Below are 21,199 nucleotides of genomic sequence, written 5' to 3'. Positions count from 1 at the left end.
CGGTGGGCACACTTCGTTTTGCCCACCCTACGGAGGCCGGGCAGCGTCGGACCTCGCGGGATCAGTGCTCGGCAACGAAATCCGCAACCACGCTGGCAACGTCGTCGGCGAAGAAGTCCCGGAAGAAGTGACCCGCCCCGTCAATGGTCGTGGTGCTGACGGAGTCCGCGTCCTCAAGCGCGGTCATGCGCTCCGGCAGGTCCGGTACCACATCGTCCTCGGATCCGATTACCACCAGCGTCGGGACCTCGATTCCAGCGAGCACGGTCGGGGTGTCATGGCCCTCTGCCGGGTCGTAGTAGCCGAGAAAGGCGCGCGGGGACACGTCGAGGGACTCGCAGTACAGGAAGCGCACATCCTCCAGCATGGTTTCCTGCTGATCCATCCGCAGCAGTTCACGCGCCTGGTCCAGGCGTGCCACCAGCGGCATCTCGGACCGGGCCTCGTAGTTCTCCGCCGCGCGCTCCGGCTCATGGGTCGAGGGGGCGACCAGGACCAGTGTCCGGATGTCGTCCGATGCCCATTCCTGCACGTAGCGGGTCAACTGGTTGCCGCCGCGCGAGTGCCCCAGCAGGCTCACGGGGCCGAAACCCTCGGACTGCAGCCAGCCCATCCAGGCGTCCAGCTCGCGGAAGTGATCGTGCACGCCATGGGTGATGGGCCGGTCACACTCGAACATGCCCTCGCGGGCATCGATGCCGTAGCTGAGGTTCACCGACAGCGAGTTCAGGCCGTGATCGGCCAGCAGATCCTGCACCGTTGCCATCGTCTCCATGCGACCGTGTGCGAGCGTGCCATGCAGCATCAGGATCACGCCCTCTGCCGGGTCGGCCACCGACTGCAGGTGTCCGACCAGCGTCAGTCCGTCGTGCTCCAGCGTGACGCGTTCCACCGCCTGGCCAACCAGCGGCAGGCAGAGCAGCAGGGCCAGGATGAAGGGACGAGCCACCTTGCGGTTCCGGGACATGGGAATCCTCCTTGGTTGCAAACGGGAATCTCCGTATAGACGCACCAGCCCCCGGATAATTTCATCGGGAACTCGTGGTAGAGTCTCGCGTCCAGATCACCCTTTGCAGGCAATAACGAAAGAGGTTCCATGGCGCAGTACATCTTTACCATGAACGGCGTAGGCAAGATCGTCCCGCCGAAGAAGCAGATCCTGAAGGACATCCATCTCAACTTCTTCCCGGGGGCGAAGATCGGCGTGCTCGGCTACAACGGTGCCGGGAAGTCGACCCTGCTCCGGATCATGGCGGGGCTGGACAGGGATATCGTCGGAGAGGCGCGTCCGCAGCCGGGCATCCAGATCGGCTTTCTTCCGCAGGAGCCGCAGCTCGACGGCGGCAAGGACGTGCGAGGCAACGTCGAGGAGGCCGTCGAGCCGATCAAGCAGGCCCTGGCACGCCTTGATGAGGTCTACGCGGCCTACGCCGAGCCGGATGCCGATTTCGACAAGCTGGCCGCAGAACAGGCGGAACTGGAGTCCCTGATCCAGGCCAGCGACGGGCACAACCTCGAGCGCCGTCTGGAGGTCGCTGCCGATGCGCTGCGCCTGCCGCCCTGGGATGCGGACGTGAAGACGCTGTCCGGTGGCGAGCGGCGCCGCGTCGCGCTGTGCCGGCTGCTGCTCTCGAGCCCGGACATGCTGATCCTGGACGAGCCCACCAACCACCTGGACGCCGAGAGCGTGGCCTGGCTGGAGCGCTTCCTGAAGGAGTTCTCCGGAACCGTGGTCGCGGTGACCCACGACCGCTATTTCCTGGACAACGTGGCCGGGTGGATCCTGGAACTCGACCGTGGGCAGGGCATTCCGTGGCAGGGCAATTACTCGTCCTGGCTGGAGCAGAAGGAGAAGCGCCTGGCCCAGGAAGAGAAGACCGAGCAGGCGCGCGTCCGGGCGATGGAGTCCGAGCTCGAGTGGGTGCGCAGCAATCCGAAGGGCCGCACCGCAAAGAGCAAGGCGCGCCTGAAGCGCTTCGAGGAGCTCGCCTCCAGTGACTACCAGCGCCGTTCGGAGACCAAGGAGCTCTACATTCCGCCAGGCCCGCGGCTCGGCGACGTGGTGCTGGAGGCCGAAAACCTGAGCAAGACCTACGGGGACCGGGTGCTGTACCAGGGGTTGTCCTTCGACGTGCCGCGCGGGGGCATCGTCGGCGTGATCGGGCCGAACGGGGTGGGCAAGACCACACTGTTCCGCATGATCACCGGACAGGAACAGCCCGACGGGGGCAGCATCAGTGTCGGCGAGACCGTACAGATCGCGTATGTGGACCAGAGCCGCGACGCGCTGGCGGACGAAAAGAGCGTCTGGGAGGAGATCTCCAATGCCCAGGACGTGGTGCAGGTCGGTAACTTCCAGATGCCTTCGCGCGCCTACGTGGGGCGCTTCAACTTCAAGGGTTCCGATCAGCAGAAGCGGATGAAGGACCTGTCTGGCGGCGAACGCAACCGGGTGCACCTGGCCAAGGTGCTGAAGAGCGGCGGCAACCTGCTCCTTCTGGACGAGCCAACCAACGACCTGGACGTAGAGACGCTGCGGGCGCTGGAGGAGTCCTTGCTGGACTTCCCCGGTTCGGCGATCGTGATCTCGCACGACCGCTGGTTCCTGGACCGCATCGCCACGCACATCCTCGCCTTCGAGGAAGACGGCGGTGTGGTGTTCTTCGACGGGAACTACCAGGAGTACGAGGCGGACCGCCACCAGCGACTCGGCGACGCCGCCGACCAGCCGCACCGGATGAAGTACAAGCGACTGGCGTCGTAGTCGCAGGCCACCACCAGTCCCGCCCCTGAACCCCGGGGACAGATTTTGAATCTGTCCCCTTTTTGCGCTGGGTCGATGTGCACGCTGGCCTTCGAATCACCAGCGGGCAGCGACGACGGCCGCTCGCCGGCGATCGTGAGGACGCCCTTTTCGATCTGCCCCTCGATGGTGGAAGGGTCGATGCCGGGCGCAAAGGCGTAGATCTCCATCGACTGCGGCGCGCCACCGACGTTCATCGCCGGGAACCCGCCGCGCACGCCACCGCGAATGCTGGGTGAGTACTCAAAGGCGCGGCTCATCTCCCGCTGCAGGCGGTCCAGTTCCGCGTACATGTCGTTGGCAAGCAAGGAACGGTACATAATGACGTCCTCCATTGGTCGTGGCAGGGCGCGGTTCGCGACCCCGCGTGGGCACCCGGGGTTCCCGAGGTCCTTTCGATGCCCTTGAAACTGGCGGCCAGAGGGGTTAATTCACTGGGTGGAGCTACCCGCCCGCCACGACGGCCCAGGAGTCCGCATGGAATTCAAGGACTACTACAAGATCCTCGACGTCCCGCGTGAAGCCACCGTGGATGAAATCAAGAAGGCCTACCGCAAACTCGCACGCAAGTACCACCCGGACGTCTCCAAGGAACCGGACGCGGAGGCGCGCATGCAGGAGGTCAACGAGGCCTACGCCGTGCTCTCCGACCCGGAAAAGCGGGCCGCCTACGATCAGATTGGCCGTGGTCGCCAGCCCGGAGAGGAGTTCCATCCACCGCCGGACTGGGATGCGGGTTTCGAATTCTCCAGCCGGGGCTTCTCGCCCTCCGAAGAGGCGGCCTTCAGCGACTTCTTCTCCGAACTGTTCGGGCAGATGGGCGGCGGCCGTGCCCGGTACCACACCGGCGGGGGCGAGTTCCGCGCCCGGGGCGAGGATCATCACGCCAAGGTGCTGCTGAACATCGAGGACGCCTTCGAGGGCGCTACCCGGCAGATCTCGCTGCGCGCCCCCCGGCTGGATCCGGAGGGGCGGGTCGTGGTGGATACGCGCACCCTGAATGTCCGCATTCCCCGGGGCGTTCGCGAGGGGCAGGTGATTCGTCTCTCCGGACAGGGGTCGCCCGGAATCGGGGGTGGCCCGGCGGGCGACCTGCTGCTCGAGGTGCACTTTCGGCCGCACCCACGCTACCGCCCTCACGGACGGGACATCCATGTCACCCTGCCGGTCACCCCATGGGAGGCGGCGCTGGGCGCCGTGGTCCCGGTTGAGCTGCCCGGTGGAAGCCAGAAGATCCGCATTCCCGAGGGTGCCCAGAGCGGTCGCCAGCTGCGCGTGCGCGGCAAGGGGATCCCGGGCAGCCCGCCTGGAGACCTGCTGCTGGAGATCCAGGTGGTGCTCCCGTCCGCCCGGGACCCCAAGGCGCGGGAGATCTACGAAACGATGGCGCGTGAACTGCCTTTCGACCCGCGCCGCGACGAGAGGGCCTGAACGATGCGCGACGATGACATCCTGACCGGCGCCGTGATGGAAGAGACCTGGCTTACGGTGGAGCAGATGGCCACGATCTGCACGGTCGAGACACAGTGGCTGAGGCATCATCTCGAGGAGGGCCTGTTTCCGCGCACCGAGTGCGTAGCCGGGACCTGGCGCTTCTCCGGAGAGCACCTGCGGCGCGCACGCCGCATGCGCGAGATGGAACGGGTCTTTGATGCGGAGCCTGAACTGGCCGCACTGGTCGCCGACCTGCTCGAGGAGATGGAGGACATGCGCGCCCGCCTCCGCCGCGCGGGCCTGGAGTGAGTCCGTCCCCGCATTGATACCGACGGACCCCGCAGTCGGATCTGTTATGTTCGTGGTCAGCGCATCGCGTCCCTGAGCGCATCGGAGGCTGTAGAGATGTCCGACCAGCAGCATCGCGGAGACCCTTCATCCAGCACGCCACCGGAGCCTCTCACTCCCGACGCCCTCAGCCACGCCTGTGACCCTGATGGGCTGGATTTCGAACATACCGGAGAACTGGCTGATCTCGACGGCGTGCTCGGGCAGGAACGGGCCCTGGAGGCCCTGAGCTTCGGCATCGGAATGCCGCACGACGGCTTCAACCTGTTCGTTCTCGGGTCCACCGGCCTCGGGCGCAGGACGCTTGTGAACCGGTTGCTGCGGCAGGCCGCCGCCGGGCGCGACGTGCCCAGCGACTGGTGCTACGTCAACGACTTCGATGCCCCGCACCGACCGAAGGCGCTGCGCCTGCCGCCCGGCCGGGGCCAGGAACTCCGGCGGGACATGCAACAGCTCGCCGAGGACGTGATCACGGCATTGGCTGCCGCCTTCCAGAGTGACGCCTATCGGACCCAGGCCCAGCAGATCCACGACGAGATGCAGCAACGGGACGAGGAGGCCTTCGGCGCACTTCGGGAGAAGGCGGAGACGCGCGGTGTCGCGCTGTTGCGCACCCCGGGGGGCTATACACTGGCCCCGACCCGCGATGGCGAAATCCTGGACGCGGAGGAGTTCGGGAAGCTCCCGAAAAAGGAACAGAAGGCGATCGAATCCGCCATCGACGAACTCAAGGAGGACCTCCGGCAACTGGTAGCGCAGATTCCGCGGTGGCAGCGCGAGGCTCGCGAACGGCACAAGCAGCTTGACCTTCAGGTCTCCGGCACCACGCTCGACCAGCAGTTCGAGGAGCTGTACCGGAAGTATCACGACCTGCCCCAGGTGCTGCGCTTCCTCGACGCCGTGCGGCAGGATCTTCTCGAAAACGCGGAGCAGATACGCAGCCTCGGCGAGGACTCCGGCAGTGGTCCCAATCCCGCCGGACAGGCCGCCAGGCAGCTGACGCGCTACCAGGTGAACGTGCTCGTGGACCACAGCCGAAGCAGCGGGGCACCCGTCTTCCACGAGGACAACCCCACCTACCAGAATCTGGTGGGTCGCGTGGAGCACACGGTCGAGCAGGGAACGCTGGTGACCGACTTCACCCTGATCAAGGCCGGCGCCCTGGTCCGTGCCAACGGCGGCTTCCTGTTGATCGAGGCGGAGCATCTCCTGCGGCACCCGTTTGCCTGGGAGGCGCTCAAGCGCGCGCTGCGCGGACGCGAGCTTCGCGTCGAATCCCTGGAGACGGTGCTCAGCATCGCCAGCACGACGACACTCGAACCCGAGCCCATACCGCTCGACCTGAAGGTGGTGCTGGTGGGCGGGCGCTGGCTCTACTACCTGCTCCAGCGTTACGACCCGGAGTTCGCGCGCCTGTTCAAGGTGGCGGCGGATTTCTCAGAGGACATTCACCGGGACGAGCATACCACCGGCCACTTTGCGCGCGTGATCGCAATGCAGCAGCGATCGGGGGGACTGCGTCCCTTCGATCGCACCGCCGTCGCGCGCGTGATCGACCAGGCGGCCCGGTACGTCGAGGACGGAGAACGCCTGTCGTTGCACATGGGTTTTCTCGCCGACCTGCTTCGGGAGGCTGATTACCATGCAGGGCAGGATGATGCTTCCCGCGTGGACGCGAGCCACGTCGAACGCGCGATCGACGCCGGCATCCGGCGGCTGAGCCGGATACGCGAACAGGTGCACGAGGCGATCCGGCGTGGCATCCAGCGGATCGAGGTCGAGGGCAAGCGCGTCGCGCAGGTCAACGGGCTGTCCGTCATCAGCCTCGGTGAATTCAGCTTCGGACGACCCGTGCGCATCACGGCCACCGCCCGGCTGGGCTCGGGCAAGGTGATCGACATCGAGCGCGAGGTCGAACTGGGGGGCGCGATTCACTCCAAGGGCGTACTGATCCTGTCCTCCTATCTCGGGTGGCGCTTCAGTACCGGCCAGCCGCTGTCGCTTGCCGCGAGCCTCACCTTCGAACAGTCCTACGGTCCGGTCGAGGGCGACAGCGCCTCCGCCGCGGAGTTGTGTGCCCTGCTCTCCGCGCTGGCCGACGCACCCCTGCATCAGTCCCTAGCGGTAACCGGTTCCGTCGACCAGCACGGTCTCGTGCAGGCCATCGGCGGGATCAACGAGAAGATCGAGGGATTCTTCGACGTCTGCGCAGCGCGGGGTCTCGATGGCAGCCAGGGCGTGATCGTACCCGCCAGCAACCGCCCTCACCTGATGCTCCGCCGGGACGTGATCGAGGCCGCAAGGAAGGGGCGCTTCCGCATCTTCGCGGTGAACCACGTCGACGAGGCGGGCGCCCTGCTCAGCGGCCTGCCGGCTGGCAAGCCGGATCCGGAAGGGCATTGGCCCGAACAGAGCCTGAACGGCCGCGTGCAAGCGCGGCTGGCCGAGCTCGCGCGGCAGCGCCAGGCGTACGCCGACCGCGGGAGTCCGCATGCAGGCGAATGAACCTGCGCTGCGGCGCGTCCTGCTGGCACTGGACGCGGCCGGCCCGTCGCCGTCAGCGATCTCCTTCGCGGTGAAGCTTGCCGCCCGCTTCGATGCGGATCTCGACACCATGCTGCTGACCCAGGCCGAACTGGCCCGCGCCGCGGCCCTGCCCTTCGCCAGCGAGATCAGCCTCCTGGCCGGATTGGAGCGGCGCCTGGACAGTGCCGTCATGCAGCGCAGCCTGGAATCGCTGGCCCAGCGGGTGCGGACCACGATAACGGAGGCCGCCGGCCCGGTCCGGGTGCGCTGGTCGCTGCACCTCGCCGCCTGGCCGGACTGGGAGCAGCGGCTTGCCGTGCCGACCGCAGGCAGTCTGTTCGTCCTGAGCCACCCGCCAGCGCATACGGGCTCGCGCTACCCGCCAGGGCAGGATCGCGCCATTGTCTGTGTGGTCGATCACGATACCTCCTCCGGTCAGGCGGCACTGGAGATCGCCACCGCACTGGATCCGGAAGCGACGCTGGTGCCGGTCACCGGTTCTGCCGTGGACCCCGGCGCGAGGGATGACCGGGGACCAGACCGGCTGCTCGCCCGCCTCGAGCGGCTGAGGCCGGCGACGGTGGTCCTGCCCTCGAGCTGGTATGCGGCGCACGCCAGCCGGCTGCGCCCTGCCCTGGCACGCCTGGACTGCAACCTCCTGCTGGTGCCCTGACACGCCCGGGCGCCGGACGCCCGGCAGGCCTCCGGTCGCAGTCACGGATGCGCGGACCCGGCGCCGCCGGCGCGACGCACGCTGTGCCTGCCTGCCTTGCCGCGGGAACGCAGGACGCGGGTCTCGGCACCCGAGGCATCGCGCTCGCTGACCGTGAAGTCGAAGGTCCCGAGGTCCGCATGCAGGCTTGCGGTGCAGCCGTCACCGTGCCAGGACAGGTACAGCTGATCCGGTGCAGCGGGATGCACCGTGAGTCTGCCATTGAAGGCGCCGGAGGTGTTGCGCAGACGGATCAGCGCCAGCTGATCCTGCACCACCGGCCATCCCAGCCGCTCGTGGATTTCATCCTGGTCCAGGTTGGTGCGGTTGATCTCCTTGTGCCCGGCGGCGCCCCCGCTGTCTGCAGCCACGTAGTCGTTGCGACCGGCGAACAGGTCCAGGTACCAGATCTGCGGGATCCCCGGCATGAACAGCTGGATGGCCCGTGCGAGCAGCAGCTTGCGATCGTCTTCGCCAAGGGCGCTGTAGAACGTCGCATTGACCTGATAGTACGCGATCTTTCTGCCGTCCGGACCGTAGAGGTTCTTGACCCGGCCGCCACGTTCGAGGATGCGATCCACCACCGCCTCGATCTCGGCATCCTCCAGAAGGCCCGGGTGGTGGACACCGTCGCGTACACCGCCGCGCAGGTCGAGCACCGGAATCCCGTCATGGCATCCGAGCATGTTGATGGTCTGCAGACCCTCACGCTGGATCTCCTCGATCCAGCGCAGCAAATGAACGCTGGTACCGCGGTCCAGGGCATGGATCAGGAGGCCGGGCAGGAAGAAGTCGTAGATCGGATACCCTTCCCGCGCAACCTCGCGATGGAGTCCCTTGCCGTACTCCGCATGCACCTCCGGAAAGACCACCAGATCGTGGGCGCGGGCCATCTCCCGCAGCCGTCGCAGGTAATCCCAGGTGCCCGGCTTGTTGAAGAAATTGGGCTGGCCGGGCTCCTTGTGCAGGTAGGCGAAGGCGTCCAGACGGATGATTCTCGCGCCGTAGTCCCGCAGGCGCTGCAACGTCTCGTCGTAGAACTCCCAGACCTTTTCCGAACGGGCGTCGAGATCCATCTGCCCAAGGTAGCAGCGGTGCCCGCGGAGGATCGCCTGGATCTCGTCCCGCAGGTAGTCGTGCCCATCCAGGTAGATACGTTCGATGTCCGGTTCCGTCTGGATCGCGGTATTGATGCGGGCGGCAATCTGCTCGGCGGTCTCCTGCGTAACCCCGCCGAGGCCATGGAATGCCTCCGCCGAGACGGGCCGGTAGGTGATCTGCTGGTAAAAGGTGTTCCAGTAGGGGCGCTCCGAGCCGTCGGGAAAGCCGACCTTCAGGATCGGGAGCCCGGGCTTGCGCAGGAACAGCTTCTGCAGGTGCTCGTCGTGCGGGACCACGTAGCCTTCCTCGCCCGGGGTGCCGTGGCAGTGCCAGAAGGCATTCCAGTCGAGGAAGAAGTCCTTGTACTCCGATTCGTCGCCACGGGCGAGCAGGTCACGGAACTGCGGCGACGCGACCGACAGATGGTTCAGGATCAGGTCGAACTTGAAGGTGATGCCGAGCCGGTCGAGCTCGTCCAGATCCCCGGGCGCCACCAGCTCCTGGTTCAGTCCGTAATCAATGATGGAGAAACCCCGGTCGAGGTCACTGTTGAAGAAGGTCGGCAGGATATACAGGAGCGAAAAGGCATCCGCGAATTCGGGACGCTTCAGCAGTTCCACGAGGCCGGACAGCCGGCCGCCGAGGCTGTCCGGGTAGGCGTTCAGCATCACCCCCCGTGGCAGCCGCTGCTCGATTGTGCGGAGTTCGTCGTGCATGCGCTGGTCCATTGGCGTTGTGCACCCGGCACAGGAAGAACGTCAAAAACAAAGGCCCCGCGCGGAGGCCACGCGTGTCGCACGGTAGACCAGACAGGCCGAGGCTGCAAGGCAGGCCGGGATGCCCCGGCGATGGGGTCAGGCCTGGCGTTCTGACCCACACCGATGGGGTCGGCGCTTGTGCCGCGGAACACCCGCAGCCTGCCCAGGGGCTCCGCGTGATGCTTGTGCTCCGTGCCTCGAGGCGACACCGCAGCATCGGATCCCGCCCGGGCCCTGGCGGTCAGTCCGGGCGCATCGGGCGCAGCATCAGCCAGATGATCCAGACCAGCATCGCCAACGCCATCACGGACAGCAGGGACGCAAGCGGCGAAGGATTCAGGGGCTCCGGAGGCTGTGGCAAACGCGGAGCCAGTGCCCGTGCCTGGGGCAGAACCGGGTAGATGTCCTCGGTCGTGCCGGTAGCGGCATTGATGCGCTCGACCACCTGATCGGTCAACGGAAGGGCGCGCGGGACGAAACTCGCTCCCGGACCCTGGGTGGAGAGCCCGAGGTCATCTGGCGAGGCGGGCCCCGCCAGCACCAGCTGTGTGGCAAGGGTCTCCACCGGCCGGTTGAAACCCGCCATCCGCGTACCGTTTCCCTGCCCCGCGGGAAGAAACCGCTCGTAGTCGGATGGTGCGATCTGGGCCGGCTGCAGGTAGGGGAAGACGATGCGGTTGTTGCGCTGGATCCAGTTTTCCACCTCGAGCAGGGGCAGGCCGCGCTTCAGCAGCTCCAGCGCCGTCGAATTGCCAATGGGCTGCATCAGGACCGCGACGTCCGCCCCGCTCTTGACCAGGGCGTCGGCCAGCATCCCGGGCGTATCGCCCTCAACCGGGCGAAGTGTCGCCCCCAGTTGCAGGCCGTCTCTAATCGACTGTGCTGCTCGAAAGCCACTCGAGCCCCGGGCCCCGGTTGCGATCACGGCGGCATCTTCGAGGCGCTCGATGCCCGGTTTCAGTGCGAAGGCCTGCAGAAAGCTGGTCCCGACCAGGGCCACGGCCTCCACGCCCGGACGCAATGGCGGCCGACCGGTAGTCGGATCCACCGAACCGGGGGCAAAGAACGCCGGCGCACTGACCAGTGCAATCCGCGCGCTCGCGTCCTCGATTGCCCCCAGCGGGTCACCGGAGCGGACCAGGTTCACCGTACTGGTCGGAAATGACCTGCGCAGCTGGCGCAGCACGGTTCCCGCCTCCCCGTCCGCGTTCGCCGAAAGGGAAACGGCCAGGTTCAGGGCCTGCCGATCCTTCTCGCCAATCTCCCCGTCGATCAGGCCGAGGCGAATCAGCTCGGCCCGCACCACCTCCCGCGGATCCTCACCCCGCACCGTGACCCGTCTGTTCAGGGCCCGCATCTGCGGGTTCCCGATCGCCCCGGCCAGTTGCTCGAGAATGTCCTCCAGCGCCGGAAAGCGCTCCAGGGCCGCCTTCCGGTAGACCAGGGCACCATCGTGGCGCGCAAAGAAATCGAGGTCGTCCTCGAGCACGCGGAGGTCGAAGATCTCGATCTGGGGGTCGGCCGAGCGGACCAGCGCGACGTCGATCTCGCCGTCCACCAGGCGATCGAAGAGTTCACTCCTGTCGCGGGGCTCGATCTCGAAGATCCGCTGGAACCGCATGCCGTAGCGCCGACCAAGCGGCGCCAGACCGTCGACGGGGCGACCCCGGAACTCGCTGTCGACGCCCAGTGCGAGCCGATCCGCGTGGCGCGCGAGGTCCGAGTAGGTACGGATGCCGAGCGCGCGCGCGCGATCGCTCAGCATCGCGAGGCTCGGCCTGTTTTCGAAGCCCAACGGCGCACTCCACCCGAGTCCGAGCGAGGCGTAGCGTTCGCGCAGCAGGGCGATGGATGCATCCGGATCGACGTCCGGGGACTGCGCCAGTCCCAGCAACGCCAGACCCGTGCCGGTGTTCTCGGGGTAGATGTCGATCTCGCCCCGCTTCAGGGCCTCGAGCGTGAGCCGGCTCCCGCCCAGACCGATCCGCCGCTGGACCGGAATACCGGCGGCCTCCGCCAGCTCCGCCACCAGCTCTGCAACGATCTGGTTTTCCGGCGACTGCTTGCCGCCGATCTGCAATGGCTGCCGGTCGCTGCCACATCCACCAAGGATGAAGACCAGTGCCAGGACCGAAAGGATGCTGCGGATACCGGTCACAAGGGGCTCCTCATTCGTTGATCGGTCGCGCCGTCGCGACCGGGGTTTGCACTCGGAGGCCCCCGCGCTCACTTCGAATCGTCCTCAGAAAGCCCACCACCTGGAGCAGCAGCACCACGGAAAACGGGATGGCACCGGTGACCGCCATCGCCTTGGCGACCTCCACCGAACCGCTGAAGAGGGTGGCAACGGTGAGCACCGCGACGAGGGTGCCCCACACCAGCTTGTAGGCCAGCGGCGGATCCAGCTTTCCGTCGCTGGTCATCATCGACAGCACGAAGCTCCCGGAATCTGCAGAGGTCACCAGAAAGATGAAGATCAGGAACAGGGCGACGAAGCCCAGCAGCTGCCCGAGGGGAAAGAAGTCCAGAAAGACGAAGAACGCGCGGCTGACGTCCTGGGACACCAGTTCGGCGATTCCCCCGCCCCCGAAGAGTTCGATGAAGATGCCGGCGCCGCCGAGCACCGCGAACCAGAACAGCGAGAACACGGTGGGCACGATGATGACCCCGGCGCAGAATTCGCGAATGGTCCGCCCACGGCTGATACGGGCGATGAAGATGCCGACAAAGGGACCCCAGGCCAGCCACCAGATCATGTAGGTGAGCGTCCAGCTCGCGGTCCAGCCCTGCAGCCCCTCGAACGGCAGCAGCTGAAATGCGAGACCTGGCAGCTGCGTGAAATAGCTGCCGAAGGAATCGACCAGCGTCTCGAAGATGAAGGCCGTTGGCCCGAAGACGGCGATGTAGATCACCATCAGCACGGCAACCACCATATTGATGTTGGACAGGAGCTTGATCCCGCGATCGACACCGACCGCGGTCGAGGTCATGTAGGTGGCATACATCACCGCGATGATTGCCAGCGACATGCCGATGTTCAGGGGGGTGCCCATCAGTTCGCCGAGACCCGCACGAATCTGCAGGGTGCCCATGGTCAGCGAGCCGGCAAGGCCAAACACCACCGCGAAGACGCCCAGGATGTTCGCCACCTGGCCCAGGCGCTCGCCCGCCATGCCCGGGAACAGCGCTTCGATCGGAGTCGAGATCAGTGGCTTCTTCTTCTTGCGGAAGGTGAAATAGGCGATCACCATCGCGCAGATGCCATAGATCGACCACGCGTGCAGACCCCAGTGCAGGTTCGTCAGGGTGAACGCGACCCGTGCGGCCTCCGCGGTCTCGCCCGGCATCCCCGGCGGGTCACGGAAGTGGTAGAGCGGTTCCGCGACGCCCCAGAAGATCAGGCCGGCGCCCATCCCGCCGGCAAAGAGCATCGCGATCCAGGAGACGGTCGAGAACTCGGGCTCCTCGTCGTCGTCGCCCAGCTTCACCCGGCCATAGGGCCCGAAGGCCAGAAATCCCGCGAGGATCAGGAAACCGGTGCTGATCAGCAGCCAGTACCACCCGATGCTGGTGAGCATGAAGGTGGTGAAACCCAGTGACGTGCCGCTCATTCCCTCGGGATCGATCAGCCCCCAGGCGCCGAAGGCGGCAACCAGGAACAGCGATACCACGAAGACGCGGTTCAGGACGAAGCGGCGTTGCTCGACGGGGCGGGACATGGCCTTTCCTCATTTCGCTGGCCGGTGAACGGCGTGCCCGGGGTGTCGCTCTTCGTCATGACCAACGAATGCGCGTGTCCCCGACCGCGCTCCGGCTCTTCAGTGAAGTGCAACTGCCTCGAAGCGCAGCCGCAGGTTCCCGGATTCGTCCAGCATCTCCAGATGCTGACCAATGATCCGGTACTGGCTCACCTCCTCGAGCGTCTGCAGGAACCGCCGCGCCTGCTCCATGCCCTCGGGACAGGCCATCCGGGTGGTGGCGAGCCTGGAGAACCCGATCGACGCATCCTCCCGCTCATAGGCGCCGACAATTCGATTGCAGCCGTCGGAACCGGCCAGCCGATTCTCTTCATGGAACACCAGATGCGGTTCACGCTGATCCGGCGCACGCTGAACGCCCTCTGAATCGAGGAGGCTCAAGCGCCAGTAGGTGTTCTTGAGGTCCGCGAGCTTCATCGGCGGGGGGCAGGTCTGGTCCGGCGAGATCCCGATGAAGCGCTCCGGCACGAGCGTCGGCACCGGTCCCGGCCCCTCCATCGGCATGCGCTGTGCTATCCGGCCCTCGAGACTCGCCAGCAGCGCCTCACCAGGCTGCTCACTGGCCGCGAGGTAGGCCTCCTCGAGGGCGCGGTTGTCGGCCTCCTGGGCCACCGGCATGTCGAGCCCGGTCAGGCATTCCTGGAAGCGCCCCGCGTCGGCGAAGTACCGGTACATGCCGCCAAGCAGCAACTGCGGCTCGAACGGCTGGAATTCCGGCTGTCGTGAGAGGTTGTAATTCAGCTCCGACTCGATATGCCCGCCGTCGCGATCGAGCAGACGCAGCGTGTCCGGCGCCGCGATCGCAAGGCGCAGCGGCGCCTCCCGGCCACCGTAGAGCGTGAGCTGATCACGATCCGATGAAAGCAGGTGACGCCCGATGTCGTCAAAGGGGCCACCTTCGCGATCCTGGTAGGTCTGCCGCAGGAAGTACACGCCATCGTCCAGGAGGTTCAGGTGGTAATCGATGCCCGGGCAGTCCGCACAGGGAAGCGTTCCCTTGAAGGTTGCCGGGAGATCGTCGAGCGGGTGTGCCGGGGCATTGCCGACCCGGCGCAGCCGCAAGGTGGCCTTCGACGGGAAGCCCCGGGTGATCACCTGATGGACCTGGTCGGTCACGAACAGCAGTTCTTCGCCATCGTACAGACGGGCCGCCACGCTGTAGGTATGGCGCGGGTCGATCTGCGCCGGGTCGTACTGGATCCGGAACTCGTACGGCGGTTGCCCGGCGTTCTCCACGATCATCTGACCCAGACGCTCGGCGGCCATATCCGGCCGGCTGATGTCCTGAAGGACCACCTCCAGCCTGGCATTCGGCGGCGCCGCGATCCGTTCGAAATAAAGCACCTCGCCGCTAACCTCCGCCATCCCGGCCTCACTCGCCGCCGTGGCGCAGCTCACCATTGCCAGCAGCACCAGCGCGCTCAGTAGATATCTCATGTCCGTCACTCACCTCTGACCAGTCACTTGTTGGCATCGGCCCTGGAACCCGAGTTCACCGAGCCTTCCGGGGGATAATCGAGTGTGTCTCTCAGCTCGCTGCGCGTGTGCAGATCGAATTCAGGGAACGGCAGCTCGTTGCCCTTGCGCAGCTCGCGCATGATCGCCTCGGCGCGCTCGGTGCGCTCCGCGTCCACGCCGCTGTCCCGTGCCAGGTAATTGACCGTGGACGGGAACGCGAAGCCGGTACCGGATTCGTCGACGACGTCGATCAGACGCAGGAAGATGTCCTCCTGCACCGCCAGAAACTCGTTGAAGTCGCTGGTGCTCACATAGGCGAAGATCTCAACGTCCACCGAGTGGTCGCCAAAGCCCGCGAAGCGTGCCCGCGCCGGCTCCGGCGTCACCATCGGATGCTGCAGCAACAGCTTGCGGACCTCCGCCAGTACCCAGCGCAACTGGTCGGGCGTGGTCTCGTAGCGCAGATGGATCGTGGTGCGCAGCAGCACCCGGTCGCGGCGGGCAAAGTTCTCGATGTACAGGTTCACGAACTCCGCGTTCGGAATGGTGATGATCGTGCGGTCCAGCGAGCGCACCTTCACCGAACGCAGCCCGATCGCCTCGATCACGCCCAGATGATCGCCGAGCCGGCAGAAATCCCCCACCTCGATCGGTTTGTCGGCGAACAGCGTGATCCCACCGATGAAGTTTTCCAGCGTGCTGCGCGCCGCCAGCGCCACTGCCAGGCCGCCGATACCGAGGCCGGCGAGCACGCCCTGATAAGGCAGCGACAGGATCTCGGCCAGAAACAGCACCGCTCCGATGATCACCGCCAGCTTGGCCAACGAGGTGGCAAGCGAGCGCAGCACCTCGTCGCGGTAGCGGAAATGATGGGAATGGGACTCGATGACCCGGCTGGCCCTGTCCACCAGGTGGTAGGCGAGCCAGCCACCGGCCAGCGACAGCGTCACGCCGATCACGACGCGCAGCGGCATGTCCACCGCCTGCGGCAGCCCCAGGATCCGAAGCGCCAACAGACCGATGCCAGCGATGAAGATCAGCCGCAGAGGCCACAGGAAACGGGCCTCCGGCGCCATTAGCTGCTGCTCTCCCTCGGTTCGGTGCAGGCGCAACAGCCGGACCACTACCCAGCTCAGAACCCAGCTGACCGGAATGCTGACGACCAGCCAAAGTACCAGGGCCAGCCACTGCCACAGCTCCATCCCACCGCCGCTCTCGCGCAGCAACTCGCGGTGGATCGCGCGGACATGATTGCGGATCCTGAAAAACGGCGTGGATTCGCCGCGCTCCGTTCCCTCCGCAAGCGGCATGTCCTCCAGCGCCATGAACAGTGCGCGGGCGCTGGCCATGGTCTCCGCGCTGAAGCGCCAGATCTTCGAACCGTCCTCCTGCTCGAACGGGTGGATCTCCACCACGCCGACCGGATGCACGAAGTGCGTGTAGGGACCGCGCCGGTTCGGATAATCCGGGATCTCCTGACGCAGCGGCAGGCCGATGCGATAGAGCACCTCGATCAGGTACTCGCCGAGCAGCGCACCCTCCTCTTCGCGCACCGCAGCAGCGATCTGCGACAGGTCCATCGTCTCGAGAAAGAGTTCGCCGTTGCCACCGCGCGCGTTGTCCCATTGCTCGATGAAGGTGCGCATGGTGTCGCGCGGCGAGCGCAGCTCGTGATGCTGCCGCGAATGGGGCACCTCACCGTCGTAGACCTCCAGCAGCGCATCCAGCGACTCCCGCATCTCCTCCTCCGGGGGGACCACCAGTCGCCAGGCCACAGCATCGTCGCCGTTCCTGCTCTCGCCGGCCCGGAACGTGAGGGTGTACGGGCGGTCCGTGCCCGCCTGCGTGAGTTCGACCCTATACTCCTGATCGATCGTATACTCTCCGGCCTGGGCCAGTTCCTCACCCGGCCGGATCTCCCAGACACGCATCGTGAGCCGGTCGATGATCTGGAAGAGCATCCTCGCAAGACCAATGCGTTCATAGGCGGTCAGAGGCTCCTCGAAGGCACTGTAGTCCAGCAGCGGAAGCGCCACTCCCAGGCGATCACTACGCCCCTCGCCCGACTCGTTGCCCGCTCTCAGGAACGCCGCCAGCGTGAGATCCGGACTCGACAGATCCGGAACCTCGAGGAACGTGCGCGCCACCTCATCATCCGTGCGCACGCCGGTCCACCACTCTCCCGTGCCAAAGCGCCCCATGAAGCTCTGCCCATCCGGAGAGATCGAAAAGGTGAACTCGCCGGAACCGGCGACATCCCTCCAGGTGCCGGACAGCTGGTTGCCATCGATACGGCCTTCAACCGAACCCTCGAATCCGGGGTAGGTTCCAACGACCCGGTTTCCGTCCTGCTGCAGGTGCAACACTGCCCCGCCATCCCGCCACTGGGTGTCCCACACACCCGACCAGTCGCGGGGATCGGACAGCGCCGCGGATGACAGCAGTGCCAGAAGGACAACGGCAAGCGCCCGAACGGCGCTCCATCCACGCGCCCGGCGCACATCCCGGCCGGCGGAAGAGGTGAAAACGGGGGTTTCGAACATCAATATTTACGCACCAGAGGCATTTACACGCCAGAATGTCCCACCGCATTCGGCGCGGCGGACGCCGGCCGATGATCGACTTCGTACGCGCCCGGATCAGCCGCCCGGAACGAGCAGCGACAGACCGAAGCGAACGTTCCATTCCGGCAGACCGTCGAGGTCGCGCAGGTTGTACTCCGGGTTGATTGACCACTTGACCGATTGTCCACCGACACTCATTACCTTGCTCAGCTGAACACCGATGGGCAGGTTGACAAACTTACTCCGGTCCCAGTCATAGGTCCACTGGGCGTCCCCCGCCGCCAGCGCCCAGCCGTTGCCCATCTGGTAGGCCAGCACCGGCTGCAGGCTGCTGATGGCGACATCGTCGCCGAACAGGTTCTGGTTGAACATGCCGTAGGTCCAGCGACCGCGGGAGGCCACAAGGCCAGCCGCGGGCCCGATCGCGAAGGTATCCGCATCACCATCCCGGCCCGGCAACAGCTGCGCAACCGGGCCCGCTCCCCAGCGTCCCCACGGTCTGTCGAACACCAGCAGGTTGAAGATCGTGACGTCCGACAGGCCGCCGGGTGCGGGTCCGCTGTTGTTGTAGTTGACGGTGGCCCGCAGGATATTGCTCGTGTCCCAGGCGCGAAAGGGTATGACCGTCTGAAACTGACTCGTGCCGGCACTGCCGTCGATCCCGTGGAAGCTCGGGATCCGGGTATGGCGCAGGTTCAGCGACATCAGCGAAGCCGTCGGATCGGCCGTCTTCCTCGCCAGTTCTTCCGTATCGTCGGCAAGGACGGCGGGCGCGGCGGTCCCAAGCGTGACCGCCAGCACCCCGCCCGAAACGCCCTTCCGAACAGCGCGGCTGGTGAATCCCTTCACGCCGGCCTGCCTGCACCCGAACCCATTCCCGGGCCGGTCACATCACAATCCGCATTCCGGGTATTCACTCCCCTGACTCACGTTCCCAGGGCGTCCAGGGACCGTCCGGGTCCTCGGGCAGGCTGCGCGACATCGGCGGACCCATCGAGCCGTCGGTGCCATCGGCGTAGGGATCGGTGAGCATGATCATCTCGGTGAAGCCCGTCGCCACGATCGGCCCGTCCGGCGAGCCTTCGCGCAGCTGGATCACGCCCTCGATGTACGGGCCGCCGAAGCCCATGCCCTCCTGCTCGGGGACGGTCGGCTCGTACCAGAACGTGCCGTTCGGCGTCTCGATCCGGCCCCACCACGGGTAGACCTTGCCCGATTTCGGCGAGGTCCACATCCGCTCGGGGATCAGCTTGAAGGCCGGGCCGAAGGCGTAGCTCCGTTCGAAGGTTTCCCCGTCCATCCAGAGATAGCGGTTGACGTCGTAATGCGGGTTCCGGAAGTTCAGGCCCTCGTAGTACTGGCGGAAGGTCATCATGTCGCCGTTTTCGAACCGGAACCACGCCCAGAAGTAGCGATACTGCAGCGTGTTGCGGAAGTTGCCCCACTGATGCTCGAACCAGCCGGTGCCCTCGAAGCGGACCGTGCGGCCGCCGATCTCGATCTCGCCCGAGGACTCCATGTCGGGCGCGGTGTAGTAGTAGGTCAGACCGTACATCGTCTCGGGGTTCTGGCGCCGCTGCGGATCGACGCCGATGCTCTCCAGGCCCCAGTAGGCCAGCGGCACGTAACCCGGCGCCCGGGCCTTCGCCGTCATCGACAGTTTGAACGGTTCGTTCCAATCGTCCTTCTTGGTGGTATAGCCCCCGAATTCCCACGTCTCGGTGGCGTGGTCGTAGGCGGTTGTGAAGGCACTCTTGCCGTCGTCGATCTCGTAGCGGAAGTGGAAGTCCTCCGCGTCCGGCGCCGAGCCTTCGGTGGTCATCGGCCCGGTGATGTAGAGCAGCGCCGTATGGAACTCGCCGGTGTCGAGGTTGTGGAAGGCGAACAGCACGTTGTGCAGCGGGCGGCCCTCTTCCTCCACCCAGCCCTGGCTGAGCGGTACCCAGAACACCGAGACGCGCTCGTCGGTCTCGACATCACGCCCGAGTATCGTGATGTAGTGCCACTCGTTGAAGTCGTTGGTCTGGTAGAACTTGCCACCATGCCAGGCGTGGTCGCGCGGCAGACTGTAGAGGGCCTGGGCCGACTCCGTCTCGATCCCCGCGCCTTGCAGCGGCGGCCGCATGCCCTCGGCGCCAGGGTTTGCTGCGCGCGCGGGGGCGGGCTCCCCATTCATCTGTGCCAGGACGGCGGTCGGGGCGGCGCCAAGCGCGGTGCCAGAGGCCAGCAGCTTGAGCAGAAATCTGCGATCCATTTCTCTGTACTCCCTTGCATTGATTGAGTGCCTGCCGCCGGGTCACGACATGCAGCCGGGCGGCGCGTAGCTCGCGTAACCGGTCACTGGCGGACCGGATTCTGCCCGGAACCGTGATCGCGAGAGAGGCTGGGCAGACCGCGGCGGTGCGAGTGCCGTGCTGCACGGACGGCGGCGGTCCGCCTCGGGACGGTCCTGATCGGGACCGGAAAGCGAGTGCTCGGTGCAGTTGCTGCAGTATAGAGACGTCTCCTGACCGGAACAGTCCAAAAAGTGCACGGAGGAAATGAAGTGTGCCCACCACAGGCCGACCCCGCCAGGGTGGTGGGTGCGCTGCGCCTGGCTCAGCCCATGCCTCCACCAAAGGGCGGCTCGCGACGACTGCGGCCAGGACCTTCGCGTCAATGAACACTGTGGCAACGGGAAGGCCACTCGCCCCTCCTTTCGGGTCGCCGTGACAAGAGCCGCTGAAGCTGTTAGAAGAGGCTCGCATCGAAGCTCAGGCTCGACGCATTCTGCAGGTTGTCACCCCGGCCGGACGGCCCACCACAGGAGCCAAGCAGTGATCCGACTCCCTCACAGCGGCGTTCGCGTCGCCCTTGCCGCGCTGACGATGATCTTCGTGGGCAGCTGCGCGGGCCTCGACCCGGCCCGAATTCCGCCCATCGAGACCGGCAGCACGCAGCCAAGGCCGGGCAAGGTCGTCTGGCATGACCTGCTGACCGAGGACCCCAGCGCGGCGCAGCGCTTCTACTCGGGTCTGTTCGGCTGGACCTTCCGCGATCTGGGTCCCGACCGAGGACAGGGTTATACGGTCATCGAGCACGAGGGCCGTGTCATCGGCGGACTCGTGGACGCCCGCGGCATCCATCGCGGCATCAATGTGTCGCGGTGGATTCCGGTACTGTCCATTGCGGAGATGGACGCGGCCATGGCCACGGTACGCGCCGGCGGCGGCACCGTCTTCCAGCGCCCGCTGGATATTCCGCAACGCGGCACGGTGGCGGTGGTTGCGGATCCGCTGGGCGCGGTGCTGACGTTGCTCGAACCCCGCGACGGGGACCCGGTGGATCGTGTCGCCGCACCCGGCGACTGGCTGTGGAACGAGATCTGGAGCTCGGATCCGGAGGCAACGCTGGCCTTCTACCAGTCTCTCGTGCCAGCGTACACGGTCGAAGCCGTCGGAGACGACGGCGCCTATCGCTACCTCAGCTCGGGCGGTGTACCGCGCGTCGGCGTGGTGCAGAAACCGGTGGACCGCATCGCGGATACCTGGATGGCCTACGTGCGGGTGTCGGACCCGGCGGCCGCGGCCGCTGACTCCGAGCGTCTCGGCGGCGAGATCCTGCTGCCGGCCCGGGAGAATCCGCGCGGCGGTGAGGTTGCGATCCTGAACGACCCCAGCGGCGCAGGTTTCCTGGTCCAGAGCTGGGACCCCGATCCCGAGCCTACCCCTGCCCGCTGAGAACATGGAGAACAACTA

At 66.2% G+C, this 21,199-nt stretch carries 15 protein-coding genes; 6 read left to right on the top strand and 9 right to left on the bottom strand.

Annotation, left to right across the window (positions count from 1 at the left end; genetic code table 11):
* Nucleotides 1-61 precede the first annotated feature (61 nt).
* Entirely contained in the window at nucleotides 62-967 is a 906-nt protein-coding gene (locus tag ACESMN_RS08450; RefSeq protein WP_373053156.1) for an alpha/beta hydrolase, read from the bottom strand.
* A gap of 129 nt (nucleotides 968-1,096) precedes the next feature.
* On the opposite strand from ACESMN_RS08450, the gene ettA reads away from it, so the two are divergent.
* Nucleotides 1,097-2,764: an energy-dependent translational throttle protein EttA gene (gene ettA, locus ACESMN_RS08445; protein WP_373053155.1), complete on the top strand. Its 1,668-nt coding sequence runs from the start codon at nucleotides 1,097-1,099 to the stop codon at nucleotides 2,762-2,764.
* Here the strand turns inward: ettA and ACESMN_RS08440 are convergent.
* Nucleotides 2,674-3,123, bottom strand: coding sequence for a hypothetical protein (locus ACESMN_RS08440; protein ID WP_373053154.1), 450 nt, complete (start codon nucleotides 3,121-3,123; stop codon nucleotides 2,674-2,676). The genes ettA and ACESMN_RS08440 overlap by 91 nt on opposite strands.
* 157 nt (nucleotides 3,124-3,280) lie before the next feature.
* Here ACESMN_RS08440 and ACESMN_RS08435 point away from each other — a divergent pair, with 157 nt between their 5' ends.
* The 4 genes from ACESMN_RS08435 (at nucleotide 3,281) to ACESMN_RS08420 (ending at nucleotide 7,784) form a co-directional block, all read left to right on the top strand.
* The gene (locus ACESMN_RS08435; protein WP_373053153.1) at nucleotides 3,281-4,234 is read left to right on the top strand and encodes a DnaJ C-terminal domain-containing protein; all 954 of its coding nucleotides are present in this window, start codon (nucleotides 3,281-3,283) and stop codon (nucleotides 4,232-4,234) included.
* A gap of 3 nt (nucleotides 4,235-4,237) precedes the next feature.
* A complete protein-coding gene (locus ACESMN_RS08430) occupies nucleotides 4,238-4,546 on the top strand; it encodes a chaperone modulator CbpM (protein ID WP_373053152.1) in 309 nt (102 codons plus the stop codon).
* 96 nt (nucleotides 4,547-4,642) lie between these two features.
* Nucleotides 4,643-7,090 (top strand): Lon protease family protein, encoded by a 2,448-nt coding sequence (locus ACESMN_RS08425; RefSeq protein ID WP_373053151.1) that lies wholly within the window; start codon nucleotides 4,643-4,645, stop codon nucleotides 7,088-7,090.
* Nucleotides 7,077-7,784, top strand: coding sequence for a hypothetical protein (locus ACESMN_RS08420; RefSeq protein WP_373053150.1), 708 nt, complete (start codon nucleotides 7,077-7,079; stop codon nucleotides 7,782-7,784). The genes ACESMN_RS08425 and ACESMN_RS08420 overlap by 14 nt, the downstream gene beginning before the upstream one ends.
* Nucleotides 7,785-7,825: 41 nt before the next feature.
* On the opposite strand, the gene ACESMN_RS08415 is transcribed toward ACESMN_RS08420, so the two are convergent.
* The 7 genes from ACESMN_RS08415 to ACESMN_RS08385 all read right to left on the bottom strand — a co-directional run bounded on the left by ACESMN_RS08415 (nucleotide 7,826) and on the right by ACESMN_RS08385 (nucleotide 19,716).
* Complete coding sequence (locus ACESMN_RS08415; protein ID WP_373053149.1) at nucleotides 7,826-9,640, bottom strand: glycosidase; 1,815 nt, start codon at nucleotides 9,638-9,640, stop codon at nucleotides 7,826-7,828.
* Between the two features lie 283 nt (nucleotides 9,641-9,923).
* Nucleotides 9,924-11,840, bottom strand: coding sequence for a glycine betaine ABC transporter substrate-binding protein (locus tag ACESMN_RS08410; RefSeq protein ID WP_373053148.1), 1,917 nt, complete (start codon nucleotides 11,838-11,840; stop codon nucleotides 9,924-9,926).
* Between the two features lie 10 nt (nucleotides 11,841-11,850).
* Nucleotides 11,851-13,401, bottom strand: coding sequence for a BCCT family transporter (locus ACESMN_RS08405; RefSeq protein ID WP_373053147.1), 1,551 nt, complete (start codon nucleotides 13,399-13,401; stop codon nucleotides 11,851-11,853).
* A gap of 99 nt (nucleotides 13,402-13,500) precedes the next feature.
* Nucleotides 13,501-14,877, bottom strand: coding sequence for a YbaY family lipoprotein (locus ACESMN_RS08400; RefSeq protein ID WP_373053146.1), 1,377 nt, complete (start codon nucleotides 14,875-14,877; stop codon nucleotides 13,501-13,503).
* A 23-nt stretch (nucleotides 14,878-14,900) separates the two neighbouring features.
* Entirely contained in the window at nucleotides 14,901-17,441 is a 2,541-nt protein-coding gene (locus ACESMN_RS08395) for a mechanosensitive ion channel family protein (RefSeq protein ID WP_373053145.1), read from the bottom strand.
* A gap of 96 nt (nucleotides 17,442-17,537) precedes the next feature.
* Entirely contained in the window at nucleotides 17,538-18,311 is a 774-nt protein-coding gene (locus tag ACESMN_RS08390) for a hypothetical protein (protein ID WP_373053144.1), read from the bottom strand.
* Between the two features lie 64 nt (nucleotides 18,312-18,375).
* Nucleotides 18,376-19,716 (bottom strand): lipocalin family protein, encoded by a 1,341-nt coding sequence (locus tag ACESMN_RS08385; RefSeq protein ID WP_373053143.1) that lies wholly within the window; start codon nucleotides 19,714-19,716, stop codon nucleotides 18,376-18,378.
* 562 nt (nucleotides 19,717-20,278) lie between these two features.
* Here ACESMN_RS08385 and ACESMN_RS08380 point away from each other — a divergent pair.
* On the top strand, nucleotides 20,279-21,181 hold the full coding sequence (locus ACESMN_RS08380) for a VOC family protein (RefSeq protein ID WP_373053142.1): 903 nt from the start codon (nucleotides 20,279-20,281) through the stop codon (nucleotides 21,179-21,181).
* Nucleotides 21,182-21,199: the final 18 nt, after the last annotated feature.

Source organism: Thioalkalivibrio sp., from assembly GCF_041690275.1.
GTDB lineage: Bacteria > Pseudomonadota > Gammaproteobacteria > Ectothiorhodospirales > Ectothiorhodospiraceae > Thioalkalivibrio.
The sequence above is the reverse complement of the archived record's forward strand: the minus strand, read 5'-3'. Positions and strand labels throughout refer to the sequence as shown.

Excerpts from the sequence above, each read along its gene's own strand:
- ACESMN_RS08420 (WP_373053150.1), top strand. The coding sequence starts at position 7,077 with ATGCAGGCGAATGAACCTGCGCTGCGGCGCGTCCTGCTGGCACTGGAC.
- ACESMN_RS08435 (WP_373053153.1), top strand. The coding sequence starts at position 3,281 with ATGGAATTCAAGGACTACTACAAGATCCTCGACGTCCCGCGTGAAGCC.
- ACESMN_RS08415 (WP_373053149.1), bottom strand. The coding sequence starts at position 9,640 with ATGCACGACGAACTCCGCACAATCGAGCAGCGGCTGCCACGGGGGGTG.
- ettA (WP_373053155.1), top strand. The coding sequence starts at position 1,097 with ATGGCGCAGTACATCTTTACCATGAACGGCGTAGGCAAGATCGTCCCG.
- ACESMN_RS08450 (WP_373053156.1), bottom strand. The coding sequence starts at position 967 with ATGTCCCGGAACCGCAAGGTGGCTCGTCCCTTCATCCTGGCCCTGCTG.
- ACESMN_RS08400 (WP_373053146.1), bottom strand. The coding sequence starts at position 14,877 with ATGAGATATCTACTGAGCGCGCTGGTGCTGCTGGCAATGGTGAGCTGC.
- ACESMN_RS08430 (WP_373053152.1), top strand. The coding sequence starts at position 4,238 with ATGCGCGACGATGACATCCTGACCGGCGCCGTGATGGAAGAGACCTGG.
- ACESMN_RS08395 (WP_373053145.1), bottom strand. The coding sequence starts at position 17,441 with ATGTTCGAAACCCCCGTTTTCACCTCTTCCGCCGGCCGGGATGTGCGC.
- ACESMN_RS08425 (WP_373053151.1), top strand. The coding sequence starts at position 4,643 with ATGTCCGACCAGCAGCATCGCGGAGACCCTTCATCCAGCACGCCACCG.
- ACESMN_RS08405 (WP_373053147.1), bottom strand. The coding sequence starts at position 13,401 with ATGTCCCGCCCCGTCGAGCAACGCCGCTTCGTCCTGAACCGCGTCTTC.
- ACESMN_RS08385 (WP_373053143.1), bottom strand. The coding sequence starts at position 19,716 with ATGGATCGCAGATTTCTGCTCAAGCTGCTGGCCTCTGGCACCGCGCTT.
- ACESMN_RS08440 (WP_373053154.1), bottom strand. The coding sequence starts at position 3,123 with ATGTACCGTTCCTTGCTTGCCAACGACATGTACGCGGAACTGGACCGC.